Below are 13,656 nucleotides of genomic sequence, written 5' to 3' on the forward strand. Positions count from 1 at the left end.
CCCGCGGAGCGGGTCCCTCCGGGCTGCGCCCGGAGCAGCGAACCACCGCGCTGCGCGCGGTGGTTGCGCTCCCGCTCCGCGTGAGCGCTGGCTGCTGGCTGCGCCAGCAGCACACCAGACTTGCTGCGCAAGTCTGGTGACGGTCCGTTCGCTGCGCTCCCGGACCGGCCGGGCGTTGCCCGGCTTTCCGGGACTCCGCTGCGCTCCGTCCCGGGGTCGGCGGGTCCGCTGCGCTCCCCCGCCTCGGGCGGGCCTTCCGGCTTCGCCTCCAGACCCTTGGGGCCCGCTGGCGCGGGCCTGGCTGGCTAGGAGGGGTGGGGGTCGCTCGTTCGGGTCGGGTTTCAGCGTAGCAGCTGCATCAGGGTGATGCAGCATGTACCGTTGGCGGAACTGAGGGACACCCCCTAACCGCCACTGGTGGGGCGGTTTCGAGAAATGGAATCATCCATGCCATTCCAGTACACGGCTCAGGAACTCTCCCGTATGAAGGTACAGCGAAAGGCATCCGGGATGACCCGCGAGGAGGTCACGAAAGCTACCGACTTCGCGCGGGCCTTCGAGCGGCAGAAGGGGCGGGGTCTCGGCGAGCCGGGTCGGCTGGACGCCTGGCCGAGCTGGAGCACGCCGAGTGGCGTCGGATCGGCTACGTGATGGCCGAGGAGGACATGGACGTCTACGACCCCGAGGCCGATCCGAAGGCCGTGCAGTGGGAGCGGCAGCGTCTGGCGCGGGTTGAGGAAGCCGAGCGGATGAAGACCGGGCGTGTGGCCGTGGGGCGGCAAGGGGAGGCGTCGGCCGCGGGTGAGGGCGTCTCCGGGGAGCAGGCCTCTTTGGTGCGTCTGGAGAGGCTGGAGGCGTTCGTGCGGGATGTGGTGCTGCCGGGGACGCTGCCGTTCACCACGGAGCGGCGGCGGGTGCTGGAGGCGCTGGGCGAGGCCGGCGGTCTGTGCACCGCGCGGACACGGAACGCGGACGGGGACGTCATCGTCTGCACGCTCGATGCCGGGCACTACGACCCGGACGACAAGCCGCCTTTCAAGGGCGGAAATCCGGGCGGCTGGCACAAGGCGGATGCGTCGATCTGGAACGACTCGGGCACGGCCTGTATTCCGCACTTGGCCCTCTGAAAAACCACAGGAATTCAGGCGCTGGGGAGGCGTGAAAATGTCATTGATTCCGCTCAAGGAACACCAGGTCGACCAGAAGTCAGCGTTTCGGAAGTGGGTGGGATTCCCTGTAAGAGCATCTGTACCCCCGCAGGGTGCCCGGGCCACGCTCGTGTCCGCGACCGGATCCGGGAAGACGATCACCGCTGCCGCGTGCGCGCTGGAATGCTTCCTGGGCGGCCGGATCCTGGTCACGGTGCCGACCCTGGACCTGCTCGTGCAGACTGCGCAGGCGTGGCGGGCGGTGGGCCACACCGCGCCGATGGTCGCGGTGTGTTCGCTGGAGAACGATGCGGTGCTGGGCTCGCTGGGGGTGCGTACGACCACCAACCCGATCCAGCTCGCCCTGTGGGCCGGGTCCGGGCCGGTGGTCGTGTTCGCCACGTACGCCTCCCTGGTGGACCGTGAGGATGTCGACGCTCCCGAGGGTCAGCGGAAGGTTCGCGGGCCGCTGGAGGCTGCTCTGGCGGGCGGTGAGCGGCTCTACGGCCAGCGCATGGACAGCTTCGACCTCGCGATCATCGACGAGGCCCACGGAACCGCTGGTGATCTCGGTCGGCCGTGGGCGGCGATCCACGACAACCAGCGGATCCCAGCGGACTACCGGCTCTACCTCACCGCCACCCCGCGAATCCTCGCCGCAGCCCGCCCACGGAAGGGTGCGGAAGGTCCGGAGCCGGAGATCGCGACCATGGCTGACGACCCGGACGGCACCTACGGGGCGTGGCTTCCCGGGGCCGAGCTCGGGCTCTCGGAGGCGATCGAGCGGGGCATCCTCGCGGGGTTCGAGATCGACGTCCTGGAGATCCGCGACCCCTCCCCCGCCCTCGGGGAGTCCGAGGAGGCGCAGCGCGGCCGGCGCCTCGCGCTGCTGCAGACCGCCCTCCTGGAGCACGCCGCGAAGTGGAACCTGCGCACCGTCATGACGTTCCACCAGCGCGTGGAGGAGGCCGAGGCGTTCGCGGCCAAGCTCCCCGAGACGGCCGCGGAGCTGTACGTCAACGACGCCTCCGACGAGGACCTGGCGCAGGCGGACCAGTTGCCGAAGTCGTCGATCGACGCCCGGTTCTACGAGCTGGAGGCCGGCCGCCACGTCCCCCCGGACCGGGTGTGGTCCGCGTGGCTCTGCGGCGACCACCTCGTATCCGAACGGCGCGAAGTCCTGCGGCAGTTCGCAGGCGGCATCGACGCCGCCGGGCGCCGCGTGCACCGTGCCTTCCTCGCCAGCGTTCGCGTTCTCGGGGAAGGCGTAGACATCACCGGCGAACGCGGCGTGGACTCGATCTGTTTCGCGGACACCCGCGGCTCGCAGGTCGAGATCGTGCAGAACATCGGCCGCGCGCTCCGCCTCAACAAGGACGGCTCCACCAAGGTCGCCCGCATCATCGTGCCCGTGTTCCTGGAGCCCGGCGAGGACCCGACCGACATGGTCGCCAGTGCCAGTTTCCGCCCCCTTGTGGCCGTCCTCCAGGGCCTGCGCAGTCACGATGAGCGCCTGGTGGAGCAGCTCGCTTCCCGCGCCCTGTCCCGGGGCAAGCACGCGCGCAAGGTGCACGTGAAGCGCGACCAGGACGGGCGGATCGTCGGGGCCGGCGGCGAGGGCGACGGCGAGGACCAGGCGCAGGACGACACCGACGCCGCTGTCGAGTCGGCGCTGCTGCACTTCTCCAGCCCGCGCGACGCGGCGACGATCGCGGCGTTCCTGCGCACGCGGGTCTACCGGCCCGAGTCACTGGTGTGGCTGGAGGGTTACCAGGCCCTGCTGCGGTGGCGGGCGGAGAACGAGATCACCGGCGTCTACGCCGTCCCGTATGACGTTGAGGTCGAGGTCGGTGTCACCAAGGACTTCCCCCTCGGGCGGTGGGTGCACCAGCAGCGCAAGGCGCTGCGGGCCGGTGAGTTGGAGAAGCGGCGTAAGGAGCTGCTCGACGCTCCCGAGGCCGGGATGGTGTGGGAACCGGGCGAGGAGGCCTGGGAGGCTAAGCTGGCCGCGCTCCGGTCCTACCGCAGGGCGACCGGGCATCTGGCGCCGCGTCAGGACGCGGTGTGGGGCGAGGGCGAGGCGATGGTGCCCATCGGGCAGCACATGGCCAACCTGCGCCGCAAGGGCGGCGGCGGCCTCGGGAAGGATCCGAAGCGGGCAGCGGAGCGCGCGGAGCAGCTGGCGGCGATCGATGAGGACTGGGACTGCCCGTGGCCGCTGAACTGGCAGCGGCACTACCGCGTCCTCGCGGACCTGGTCGACGCCGACGGCCACCTGCCCGACATCGCGCCCGGCGTCACCTTCGAGGGCGACGACATCGGCACCTGGCGATGGCGGCAACAGGAACCGGGCACCTGGGCACAGCTGATGCCCGAACAGCGGGAGCGGCTGACCCGGCTGGGCGTGCAGGGCACCGCCCTCCCCGTGACGGCCGCGACCCCGAAGGAGCTCACCCCGGCGCCGGCCGACACGGCCAAGGGCCCGAAGAAGGCCGGGAGCAAAGCTGAGGCGGCGTTCCAGCGGGGCCTGACAGCCCTCGCACAGTGGGTGGAGAAGGAGGGCCAGCGGCCCGTCCCGCGCGGCGCGGTCGTGGAGATCACGGTCGACGGCGAGGCGCAGCCGGTGCCGTTGAAACTGGGCGTGTGGCTCTCCAACACCAAGACCCGGCGGGCCAAGCTCACCACGGAGCAGCGCGCCGCCCTCGCCGCGCTGGGCATGGACTGGGCGGGCGCGGTACCGGTCATCGAGGCCGCCACAGCGCAGCCCGCCCCGCAGCCCGCGGCGTCGGCGGCCCCGGCGAAACGGCGGCCGTGGGACCACCACGAGGAGTGCGACAAGACGCACTACGGAGGCGGGAACTGCACCTGCGACCTCATCGAGCAGTACGGACCCAACTCCGAACGCGACGATTCCTAATGGAGATGTCAAGCGGCCAGTGTGACGGGCGGTATTGGGTCGTAGCACCGTCCGTCACGCAAGAGGGCCCACAGAACGTTGACCCTGCGGCGGGCGAGGGCCATGACGGCCTGGCTGTGTCGTTTACCTTCGGCGCGCTTGCGGTCGTAGAAGCGGCGGGATTCGTCGCAGCATCGGATGCTGATCAACGCGGAGGTGTAGAAGACGCGTTGGAGGCGTCGGCTGTAGCGGGTGGGACGGTGCAGGTTGCCGCTCACCTTCCCGGAGTCACGAGGCACTGGAGAGACGCCGGCGAAGGCGGCCAGCCGGTCCGAGCTGGCGAAGGCATCCATGTCTCCACCGGTGGCGGCCAGGAACTCGGCGCCCAGCAGGACACCGATGCCAGGCATGCTCGTGATCACTTCCGCGTTGCGGTGGCGGCGAAACCGGCCCTCGATGAGCTTGTCGGTCTCCGCGATCTTGTCGTTGAGGGCCATCACCTCCCTGGCCAGGGAGTGCACGACATGGGCGGTCATGTCCTCACCGGGGACAGTGGTGTGCTGTCCTTCGGCCGCCTGGACGGCCTTGGCGGCGAGTTCGTCCGCGCTGCGGACCTTGCGGTTGCGCAGCCAGGTGGCCAGGCGTCGTCGGCCGGTGCGGCGTATGGCGGCCGGGGTCTGGTAGCCGGCAAGCAGCACCAGGGGACCGACGTTGCCCAGGTCGAGTTCGCGTTCCAGGCCGGGAAAGATCTCGGTGAGGTGGCCGCGGAGCCGGTTCATGGTCCGGGTGCGGTCGTCGCTGAGATCTCGGCGGTGGCGAGTGAGGACCTTCAGCTCGGACACCAGCTCGTCGCTGGGCCGCAACGGCGTGAGGTCGCGCCGAATGCGGGCTTGGTCGGCGATCACCACCGCGTCCTTGGCGTCGGTCTTGCCGTCGCCCCGGTAGCCCTCGGAGGCCCGGTTGACCGCCCGTCCGGGGATATAGAGGAGCTGCTGACCGTGGTTGAGCAAGACCGCGATGACCAGAGCGGCCCCACCGTCCGCCAGGTCGATGCCCCACGTCGCTTCGTCGCTCAGGTCGAGAACGTCTCCGAGCAGCTTGAACAGGTCGTTCTCGTCGTTGGCGACGCGCCGGGACAGCAGCCGCTTGCCGGTGTCGTCGATGACCACGCAGTGGTGGTGGGTCTTCCCGGCGTCGATACCGGCCCAGATCGCTGTCACTTGCCACTCCGCAGGTCGTGTTCGTACAAGTACCACGGACGACCTCGCTGTCGAGTCCCTACTGAGCGATCAGTGCCGCAATTCCTAATGAGCAGCCGAGTCGTCGTGGGGCGCCGGGCGGCCAATCGTTGCAAGCCACAGCCACGGCAGACTACTGAGAGCCACACCCGGCACCCCTGGGTGAGCCAACCCTACGAATGGCTCGCTCAGCCCGATCAACAAGGTAGGGACTACTGACACCGCCCCCCGGGCCCGTGCGCCCAGACGACGCTTCTGGCCGATCGGCCAGAAGCGTCAAGCCGCGCTCGCGAGGGCGTACGGAGAACGGGTGAGGTGTCCATACCCGCATCGGCGTCCGTCGAGGGCGAGCGCGGCAGGCTCGAACGACTCACCGAATCGCAGCTTATCGCCGGTCGGCGACGAAGGGAGGGCTGCGGGCTTCTCCGCCCCACAGCCCTCTTCTCCACAACTGCCGCATGGGGCTTCGCCCGGGGCGCCACCAGCTATACCCCCGTCTCCCGCAGCAGTTCGGCCCGTTCCGCCTCCTCCCGTCGCAGAACCTCCGCGTACACGGCCATGTCCAGACGCTCCTCGATCGCCGTACGGACCAGGACGGCAAGCCGGTCCGGCGGCAGCGCCTCCAACTGCGTCGTGGCGGCCGCGGTGAAGGAGCGGCGGTCGGTCGGCTTGGGCGGAGCGGTCGGCAGGCCGTAGCGGTCGACCTGGTCCTCGGTGACCGCCACGCGCACCAACTCCGTACGCCCGCCGTCCACCGCGGCGAACGCCGCGACATCCTCCGCCAGGGCGCGCGGCAGGTGCACCCCGGACGGGTCAAGATCACCACAGTGCAACAACACCAGCACCTTCCCGCACGCGACGGCCCGCAGCGCGGCCTCGTGCTTGCCCGACAGGGAGTCAAAACCCCCGCCGGAACGCACAGTGATCCCGTACGGGTCGGCGATCCTCGCCAGTTGGGCGGTGGTGCCCGCGGCCTCGCTCCACAACTCCAACACCTGCGCCTGGCCCTCCTGCCGGTTCCGGCGGTAGTTCTCGACCGCGCGGCGCGCCTGGGCGCGGAAGTCGTCGGGGCCGGTGAACGCGGGCGCAGGCTCCAGGCAGGTCCCGGTGTCGTCCCGGATCGCCTCCCACGGAATGCGGCCCGAGCGCCGGCCCATCCCTACCACCTCGCCCAGCCGCTTGTAGGCCCGCTCCGTCTTGGCCAACACCCCATCCGAGACCGCGGCGTAAAACACCTGCCTGAGCGACATCGGGAGCAGATCCGCGTAACGCGCCAGGATCACATCGACCGCAGCCAGCAGCTCAAGTGTGGGCGGCCGAGGCCGCCATGACGGCTGATACCCCCGAGGACGCCTATCCGGCACAACAACCACCCCACGACCCGAGCGAAGGACGCCAAGACGTCCCTTACCCCTCCGAGGGCCGGTGATAGGCGCCGCCTAGCAGTACGGAGCGGAGCGCGCCCCACCGCGCGTGCCGTCGCCGACCGGGTTCGCCCACCGCACGGACGTAGAAACAGCTGTGGGGCGGCTCGGGAAGAGCAGCCCCACAGCTGCAGATCGTCGTGCCGTCAGGAGCCGCTGGCCACCTTCTCGCGGCGGCGCTTGGCCATCTCGGTGACCTCGTCGACCATCACGAAGAACGACGCGTCGTCCATGCGGGTGTTCAGGTAGAACGCGGCCTCCTTCCCGTCGTCGTACGGGAACCGGCGGGCGCCGGAGGGCGCGTCGGGTGTACGGGGTTCCGGAAGACCGCTGTCTCCCTCTTGCTCCTGCGCTGCGGGGGGTGAGGGCTGCGGCGTGGGGCTCGAATTTTCTGCAGAAAATTCACCGGTCGCCGGGTCATCGCTCCCGGACGGCGCGGGGTCAGCTTCCGGCGCTGCTTGAGTGGCAGCCCCTGTTTTACGGCCGTAAAACGAATCAGTCTGGTGCGGGCCAGGGTTGGCAGACGGTCCTGGAGACGCTGTCGGCTGCCGAGCAGCAACCTTCTTGGCGGCCTTCTTGGCGGCTGACCGGTCAGCAGAGACAACCGTCCGCCGCTTCTGCTCGCCTCTCCACCATGCCTGCTGTTCCGCGCTGTCCCATCCCTTGTCCCGGACCAGCTTGCCCAGCTCCCGCGCGGCGTCGAGCGGCATGCTCTTCTTCCGCACGAGGTCCTGGACTTCACGGGACAAGTGGGTGAGCAGGACGCGCTGGGTCACCCATCCGTCGGCCCGCTCGAAGTGCTGGGCTACGGCGCGGTTGGAGCCGAATTCAGCGACGAGGGCCTTGACGGCGTAGGCCTCTTCGATGGCGTCGAAGTTCTGCCGGTCGACGTTCTCGGAGACGACGGCCTCCATGAACGTCCTGCGGTCCTTGGCGAAGTCGTCGTTGACGACGCAGTCCAGGCTGGGCAGCTCCGCGATCGTCGCTCCGCGGTATCGGCGCTCGCCGCTGACAAGGACGTAGTCGACGTCACCGATCTCTTTGGCGTGGTCTGGCCACAGTTTCAGGTAGGCGCTGCGGCTGACTGCAGAGCAGGCCTGGTTCTGACGGCGTGCCAGGCTCTTCCCGAGGTCGAGCAGCTGCTCGCTGGTTCCGAAGTCGTCACGCGGGTTGACCAGGTTGGGGGAGAGCCGGCCGAGCGGGACACGGTAGAGGCGCCCGTCAGCGCGGGTGTCGGCGGGGTCGGTTGCGTCTTCTTCGAAGAAGTCGTCGAACTCGTCGTGTTTCGCGGTCATCTGCTACGCCTCCCCGTACGTCTGGCGGCGCAGTTGGTGTTCGAGGGCGAGGGACACAAAGTCTTGCTTCGCCTTGGTGGAGGCGTGGTTGGACTCGTACTGGGTGCAGAACCGGCCGTTGGTAATGCCTCGGGTGTGCTGCTTGTAGTGGCGGATGGTGGCGTTGTACCGGTTCCAGCCTCGCTTCTTCACCAGGTTGATGGTTCGGTCGCGGTCTGCTGTGCCGTCACGGGGGTCCCAGTTGTTGATGACGACGCCGTAGGGGAGTTGCCGGGGCATAAGCACGCGTTCGATGGTGACCTTGGTGGGAGTGAAGGCCGATCCTTCGGCTTCGAGGGGGACGATGACGTCGTCAGCTACGTCCAGGATGGCTCGCAGCGCATCGCCGGTCGTGCCGTCACCGAGGGGGTCGATGGACTCGTCTGTGTCGTCTTCGCTCGTCAGCGGCATGAAGCCCGGGGTGTCGACGATGACGATGCTGGCCTTGGCGCGGCGCAGGCGGCGGAGCTGGTCAGTGTTCTTGCTGGCGTCGACGACGCGGAAGGGCACGGGGCGTCCTGCCTGCCGCACCTTCTGTGAGTGTTCAACGCTGGTGGCCTGGGGGTCTATTGAAACGACGGCCACGGACGGGGTGTGCTCTTCGGCACCAACGGCTTCCCCGTCAAGGATTTCTGCATAGACGGCGGCGAGGTTGACCGCGAGGAGCGACTTTCCTACGCCGCCCTTCCGGTTCAAGACCACGGTGATATATGGCATGTACTGCGCTCCGACTACTTCCCGGGAACCCGGTACTTCGGATGGACGGAACGCATCCTCTCAGATGATCAGTCAGGTTCTGACGAGTCGTCCGCGGCTTGCTGGGTGTTTTACGGCCGTAAAACACCCAGCAAGCCGCGCGCTACCGTCTGCGGGCACAGCCACTGCGACTCGGCGGGGCCCACCGCACGGTGTGGTGGGCCCCGCCGGTAGCCTCCCCAAGCGGTTCCGTGCCGGACGCAGCCGGTACGGTGCTCCGCACATCAGCGGGGCCCCTGGCCGCCGACAGCCAGGGGCCCCGCCTGCTCCAACTGGCGTCGCCTACGCCTTCCCTTGAGCGTGGGCGGCTTCTTCGGCCTCCGTTGCCCGAGCCTGCGCCCGAGCTGCTCGCACCGCCTCGCTCTCCTCGTCGAGGGGGCAGTGGCACCGGCACTCCGTCTCGCCGCCGACCAGGAGCCGGGTCCCGTCCACGGTGACCGCCGTCACCAGCTGGCAGTCGTGCAGCCCCTCGGCCCCTGTCAGGAGCGCGTACAGGCACGGCGGGCACGGCACGGTGACGGTCTCCTCCGTCTGGTCCGGAGCGGTCACCGCCGTGTCTCCTGGCTCAGCGGGTCCGCGTGCTTCAGCACGGACGGCACGGCGTGGAGCGCGCGGAGCATCTTCGCGCCGTCATCGCAGTGGTCCCCGGCCGCGCAGGCAGCACAGGTGATCGCGTGCGAGCGGAAGCGCAGCGTGATCTGCCACGCGCAGCTCTCCAGGTTGAGCCACTCGCAGACCTCCGGACCCGGGGTGAACGTCACGTCCTCCGCCCCTGGAGACGTCATGACGTCCGCCCCCGCCCCTGGAGAGGAGTGCGGGCGATGTGGATGAGCGCGGCGACGGCTTCCAGGGGACACAGGTCGCCGACGATGCGCGGTCGCACAGCCCAGTACAGGCCGGTCGGGCCACGGAGGTCACAGGCCGGCACACACAGGTGATGGCTGGTGCCCAGCACCGGGGCCTCGTCCGCGTACCCCCACCGCACGGTCGGGAAGGGCTCGACGAGGGCGTAGTAGGCCTGTTGCGGGTGGTTGTGGATGACCGGGCCGCAGAGCAGATCGGCCAGCGCCCGCGTCACCTCGTCCGGGGCGTCGGTCCCCGCGGCTGCGTGCACCAGGCGCGCGGAGAGCACCACTGTGTTGAAGCGCTCGCCGAGCGGCAGCAGCGCGACACCACGTTCCATCCACTCCTTCCGAGCCTGCTGCGGCTCGGACTGGGCGCGCGCCAGCCAGTCGAATGCGGCGCTCGTCAGCCTCGGGGATTCGCCACTTCCCGCGCCGAGGGCGGCGCCCGTAATCTCGCCCATGTCGACTCCTTCGCAGTCGGCCATGCCCCGGGGCCGTGTCAGCGGTCGCCGGGGCTCTGTCCGACTCATGGAATCGGGTCACTACTCAGCGTGACAGGGACGTAGCGTCCTACTTTTGCGACGCTATTCGGCAACCCCCAGGAACTCCGCCAACGGCCGCAGCCCCGGCGGGTGGTGGGGGAGCACCCACAGATCACGCACGATGGCCACGGCCAGTGTGTGGTGCTGTATCCAGGTCGGTGCCACGCGGCGCAGCGATTCCAGGGCCTTCACTGCCTCTGCCGCATTCCCCAGGTCGGTATGGGCGCGGGCGACGTCCAGCAGCAGCCACGTCCGCCACGAGGGCGGTGTGTCTTTGCTCAGCCGCATGCCCTTGGCCAGCTTCAGGGCTTCTTCGGCGTGCCCGTACTGGACGGCCAGCCGGACCCGTTCGATGCGGACCGAGGAGGGGCTGAAGACGCTGACCATGCGGGCGTCGCTGCCCTGCGGCAGCTTGGTCACCCGGGCGGCTTCCTTCTCCGCGTGTGCCATCAGTGCTGCGGCCTGCGCGTAGTCGTTGCTCCGTGCGGCCGACGTGGCGGCGGACATGGTCAGCGCGCCCCAGACCTTCAGGCCGTCGGCGGTGGCCGTGTGCCCATGGTCCTTGGTGTCGGCTGCGGCGTGCAGGGCAATGTTCAGCGCATCGCTCAGACGTCCCTGCCGCTGATAGGTCCACGCAACGGAGTTGACGATCATCGGGCGCAGGAGCGGGTCGCAGGAGTGTCCCGCAGCGTCTATGGCGCGCTCCAGGCTGATGAGCGCGAGATCCGTCTTTCCCATCCGTACGGCGACGTGCCCGGCGAGCTGAAGTGCTTTGCCCAGCGCTGCGAACCCGGCGCCTCGGTCGTCGCCGCTACTGGAGACCGTGGCCGATCGCGCGTCGGAAATCATGTCGGGCAGGGCCTTCATCACCGTGTCGAACTCGGCGGAGTGGTACTGCGTCCAGCCGTCCGCGATCTGCTCGCGCAGGCTTTCCAGCGAGAAGGCTGGCCCTGGCGGCTCAGGCTCCGGCGCCCAGAGCGCCGGCATGATGGCACGCCGCACCGCCACGAAGCGCGGCCCGTCGTTCTCCCCCGTCGCAGAAACAGCAGGAGGATCCCCCAGCAGCGTCGTCAGCTCCACGCCCAGGCCGTTCGCCAGCGCATGCAGCGTCGGCAAACGCGCTGAGTGCTTCCGCCGCTGCTCCAGCTGCCGGATCACATCGACAGACACCGTCGAGCGCTCAGCCAGTTCCTCCTGTGTCAGGCCAGCCAGACGCCGTAAACGGCGAAGTGTCCGCCCCAGATCCTCAGTTGCCACGCTGTCACGGTACGCCGCCACTCAACGCGGCAGCAGGGGGATCGGGGCATGACGAACTGCCCGCTTCGACACCCCGCGTTCATCGTCCGCCACCTCGTATCCGCACCAGAACGCAAAAAGGCCCCGCTTCCGGCGCGGAGCCGGAAGCGGGGCGAGTCACTTCAGTGGTCGCGGTCGAAACGGATCGGGTACGACACCGTCGGCTTCGGCGCAGGCTGCGGCTTGTCCCAGCCGGGGAACTTCACCAGGTACTCGGCCGTCGCCTTCGGTCGCGGCTCCTGCCCGCCCGGCTCTCCCTGGCCCTGCCCGTTGGTCTGGGCGCTGCCGAATCCGAGGACCACCAGGGTGGTCATCTCCCGCCGTCCGCCCGCGGCCCACCGCGAGTGGGCCCTCACCTTCGTACCGTCCGCCCGCTCGTACTCCTTCACATACACCATGGGTGTCCGTTCTCGGCGATGTCGGCGAATTCGTCGTCCAAGGTGGCGATCTGGCTACCCGTGCAGCTCGCCCCTGGCGCTGCTCTCCGCATAGGTCACGTGCCACTGATAAGACTTGCGGCACAAGCGCGCCATACGGTGGCGGCGGGCCAGGACCACAAGGGTGCTGATCTGGAACACGATGGTCCCGACCAGCAGACACCGGACCGGGAAAGACACTGACGGAAGCACCACGGCCCAGCCGCACAGCAGCGCGAAGGCTGCATTGAGGATCATGAAGCCTCCCGTCCGCCTGACTCGCCGCTGTTCATCCCCAAGATGCTTCTGCATCCGGATGAGGAAGTCGGCGTCGCTGCCCCGGTCCGAACTCCTTCTCTCGTCAGGCATGGTTCCCCCTCGTCTCAGGCCAGTCATCCACATGATGCGCCCCTGGTTCGCCAACATCACTGAGAACGGACAATGAGCTGCTCCCCTTACCTTGTCCGGGCACGCGCGATGTGCGCCCCGGACGTCTCAGGTCGACCACGGCCGCCATCACAGCGGGAGGCCGGCGGCGGCCAGGGCGAGCAGGGCCAGGGCGGTGAGGATGAGGTCGACCGCGCGGCGCAGGTGACGGAACTTGCGGACTGCGAGGGTGGACTGCACGCGGATGCGGGCGGCGCGGGTGTCGCCTTCCATACTGGCGCGGATCTCGTCCTCGTCGAGCTGCGCCCAGTGAGGGAAGGAAGCGCGGTCGTCGCCGCTGAGGCGGGGGCGGACGACCAGGAGCAGGAGCACGGCGGCGGCGCCCAGGGCGAGGATCGCGAGCGTGCCGAAGACCCTGGTCGGCAGCGGCAGATCCTTGCCCGCGACCGAGGCAAGTCCGGCCAGGACGGCGCCGTTGAAGGCGAGCAGCAAGGACGCCTTTGCCGTCCGTGCGGCTGATCTCGCCGGACACCGACGTACAGGCGGCGTCCAGGTTCTTGTCGGTACACGAGGCGGGGACGGTTAAGTCCATGGGTGGTGGCTTTCCTTCGGGGAGGGGGGTTGGTCACAGACGCCGGTGACGTCGACGAACGGGCCGCCGACGGTGAGGAACGCATCGGCAGGCCCGTTCAGCGCGGCGGTGTTCTTCACTGCTCGTGCGAGAGGATCACGCGCCCTTCGAGGACCTGCGGAGACTCGGAAGTGAAGACGGCGGTGCTGCCCAGGTAGGTGATGGCGCGCGCCGCTCCGAGAAGGGCGTTGAAGCGGTTGTGGAGGTGCCGCGCATCCTCCAGGGGCCCCGGGCGCGCCCAGTGCCGTTCCATGGCCTCGATCGCGTCGGTGAGCCACTTGATCTCGTGGCGGAAGAGCGGGATCCGGACGCGCTGCCGGTCAGGCTGGACAGCGGACGCGGCACCGGCCCGCTGGTACAGCACCGCGCTCACGTCGTGCACGGTGCGCAGCTTCAGACCGTAGTACGGGAAGTTCTCCCTCCAGGTGCGGCGCAGCCGGTCCGCCTCGAGTAACGCCCGTTCCAGCGCAACCAGTTCGTCCAAGCTGATCGCAATGGCTTCCGGCTGCTCCGGGGTGCTCGGAGTGGTCGGGGCCGGGTTGGTCTGGTTCCTGCGGAACACGGTGTCCTCCATCAGAGAGGGGCGGGTGGGGTTGGGCAAGGGGTGGTCGAGGCCTGCGCAGGCCTCGACCACCCCAGGAGCAGGGGAGGGCGAGGACCAAGCAGAGCGACCGGAGTTCGTGCGCGAAAACGCCGCTGACCCGCGCCCCTCTCTGGGGCGCGGGTCAGCAGGGGGAGAGACG

At 69.1% G+C, this 13,656-nt stretch carries 14 protein-coding genes; 2 read left to right on the forward strand and 12 right to left on the reverse strand.

Annotated elements, in window-relative coordinates:
* The first annotated feature begins 650 nt into the window (after positions 1-650).
* Positions 651-1,127, forward strand: a complete 477-nt coding sequence (locus ACZ4D5_RS41575; RefSeq protein ID WP_467777719.1) for a hypothetical protein — start codon at positions 651-653, stop codon at positions 1,125-1,127.
* A gap of 37 nt (positions 1,128-1,164) precedes the next feature.
* A complete protein-coding gene (locus tag ACZ4D5_RS41580) occupies positions 1,165-4,065 on the forward strand; it encodes a helicase associated domain-containing protein (RefSeq protein WP_467777720.1) in 2,901 nt (966 codons plus the stop codon).
* An 8-nt stretch (positions 4,066-4,073) separates the two neighbouring features.
* On the opposite strand, the gene ACZ4D5_RS41585 is transcribed toward ACZ4D5_RS41580, so the two are convergent.
* The 12 genes from ACZ4D5_RS41585 to ACZ4D5_RS41640 all read right to left on the reverse strand — a co-directional run bounded on the left by ACZ4D5_RS41585 (position 4,074) and on the right by ACZ4D5_RS41640 (position 13,475).
* Positions 4,074-5,264 carry an IS110 family RNA-guided transposase gene (locus tag ACZ4D5_RS41585; protein WP_467777721.1) on the reverse strand — a complete coding sequence of 397 codons (1,191 nt, stop codon included), beginning with the start codon at positions 5,262-5,264 and terminating at the stop codon, positions 4,074-4,076.
* A gap of 503 nt (positions 5,265-5,767) precedes the next feature.
* Positions 5,768-6,487 carry a hypothetical protein gene (locus ACZ4D5_RS41590; RefSeq protein WP_467777722.1) on the reverse strand — a complete coding sequence of 240 codons (720 nt, stop codon included), beginning with the start codon at positions 6,485-6,487 and terminating at the stop codon, positions 5,768-5,770.
* A 365-nt stretch (positions 6,488-6,852) separates the two neighbouring features.
* Entirely contained in the window at positions 6,853-8,001 is a 1,149-nt protein-coding gene (locus ACZ4D5_RS41595) for a hypothetical protein (RefSeq protein ID WP_467777723.1), read from the reverse strand.
* A 3-nt stretch (positions 8,002-8,004) separates the two neighbouring features.
* Positions 8,005-8,757, reverse strand: coding sequence for a ParA family protein (locus ACZ4D5_RS41600; protein ID WP_467777724.1), 753 nt, complete (start codon positions 8,755-8,757; stop codon positions 8,005-8,007).
* A 321-nt stretch (positions 8,758-9,078) separates the two neighbouring features.
* Positions 9,079-9,345: a hypothetical protein gene (locus ACZ4D5_RS41605; RefSeq protein ID WP_467777725.1), complete on the reverse strand. Its 267-nt coding sequence runs from the start codon at positions 9,343-9,345 to the stop codon at positions 9,079-9,081.
* On the reverse strand, positions 9,342-9,581 hold the full coding sequence (locus tag ACZ4D5_RS41610; RefSeq protein ID WP_467777726.1) for a hypothetical protein: 240 nt from the start codon (positions 9,579-9,581) through the stop codon (positions 9,342-9,344). The genes ACZ4D5_RS41605 and ACZ4D5_RS41610 overlap by 4 nt, the downstream gene beginning before the upstream one ends.
* On the reverse strand, positions 9,578-10,102 hold the full coding sequence (locus ACZ4D5_RS41615) for a hypothetical protein (protein ID WP_467777727.1): 525 nt from the start codon (positions 10,100-10,102) through the stop codon (positions 9,578-9,580). Before ACZ4D5_RS41615 ends, ACZ4D5_RS41610 begins: the two co-directional genes overlap by 4 nt.
* 123 nt (positions 10,103-10,225) lie before the next feature.
* Positions 10,226-11,440: a helix-turn-helix domain-containing protein gene (locus tag ACZ4D5_RS41620; protein WP_467777728.1), complete on the reverse strand. Its 1,215-nt coding sequence runs from the start codon at positions 11,438-11,440 to the stop codon at positions 10,226-10,228.
* Positions 11,441-11,601: 161 nt separating this feature from the next.
* Positions 11,602-11,877 (reverse strand): hypothetical protein, encoded by a 276-nt coding sequence (locus tag ACZ4D5_RS41625; RefSeq protein WP_467777729.1) that lies wholly within the window; start codon positions 11,875-11,877, stop codon positions 11,602-11,604.
* 54 nt (positions 11,878-11,931) lie between these two features.
* Complete coding sequence (locus ACZ4D5_RS41630; protein ID WP_467777730.1) at positions 11,932-12,264, reverse strand: hypothetical protein; 333 nt, start codon at positions 12,262-12,264, stop codon at positions 11,932-11,934.
* A 147-nt stretch (positions 12,265-12,411) separates the two neighbouring features.
* Positions 12,412-12,774 (reverse strand): Pycsar system effector family protein, encoded by a 363-nt coding sequence (locus ACZ4D5_RS41635; RefSeq protein ID WP_467777731.1) that lies wholly within the window; start codon positions 12,772-12,774, stop codon positions 12,412-12,414.
* A 215-nt stretch (positions 12,775-12,989) separates the two neighbouring features.
* A complete protein-coding gene (locus tag ACZ4D5_RS41640) occupies positions 12,990-13,475 on the reverse strand; it encodes a hypothetical protein (RefSeq protein WP_467777732.1) in 486 nt (161 codons plus the stop codon).
* Between the last annotated feature and the right edge of the window lie 181 nt (positions 13,476-13,656).

This window comes from Streptomyces sp. NPDC025651, assembly GCF_055558735.1.

What these genes read in the sequence shown, in the direction of transcription:
- ACZ4D5_RS41575 (WP_467777719.1), top strand. Translation starts at nt 651, where the DNA reads ATGGCCGAGGAGGACATGGACGTCTACGACCCCGAGGCCGATCCGAAG.
- ACZ4D5_RS41580 (WP_467777720.1), top strand. Translation starts at nt 1,165, where the DNA reads ATGTCATTGATTCCGCTCAAGGAACACCAGGTCGACCAGAAGTCAGCG.
- ACZ4D5_RS41595 (WP_467777723.1), bottom strand. Translation starts at nt 8,001, where the DNA reads ATGACCGCGAAACACGACGAGTTCGACGACTTCTTCGAAGAAGACGCA.
- ACZ4D5_RS41600 (WP_467777724.1), bottom strand. Translation starts at nt 8,757, where the DNA reads ATGCCATATATCACCGTGGTCTTGAACCGGAAGGGCGGCGTAGGAAAG.
- ACZ4D5_RS41610 (WP_467777726.1), bottom strand. Translation starts at nt 9,581, where the DNA reads ATGACGTCTCCAGGGGCGGAGGACGTGACGTTCACCCCGGGTCCGGAG.
- ACZ4D5_RS41615 (WP_467777727.1), bottom strand. Translation starts at nt 10,102, where the DNA reads ATGGGCGAGATTACGGGCGCCGCCCTCGGCGCGGGAAGTGGCGAATCC.
- ACZ4D5_RS41625 (WP_467777729.1), bottom strand. Translation starts at nt 11,877, where the DNA reads ATGGTGTATGTGAAGGAGTACGAGCGGGCGGACGGTACGAAGGTGAGG.
- ACZ4D5_RS41630 (WP_467777730.1), bottom strand. Translation starts at nt 12,264, where the DNA reads ATGCCTGACGAGAGAAGGAGTTCGGACCGGGGCAGCGACGCCGACTTC.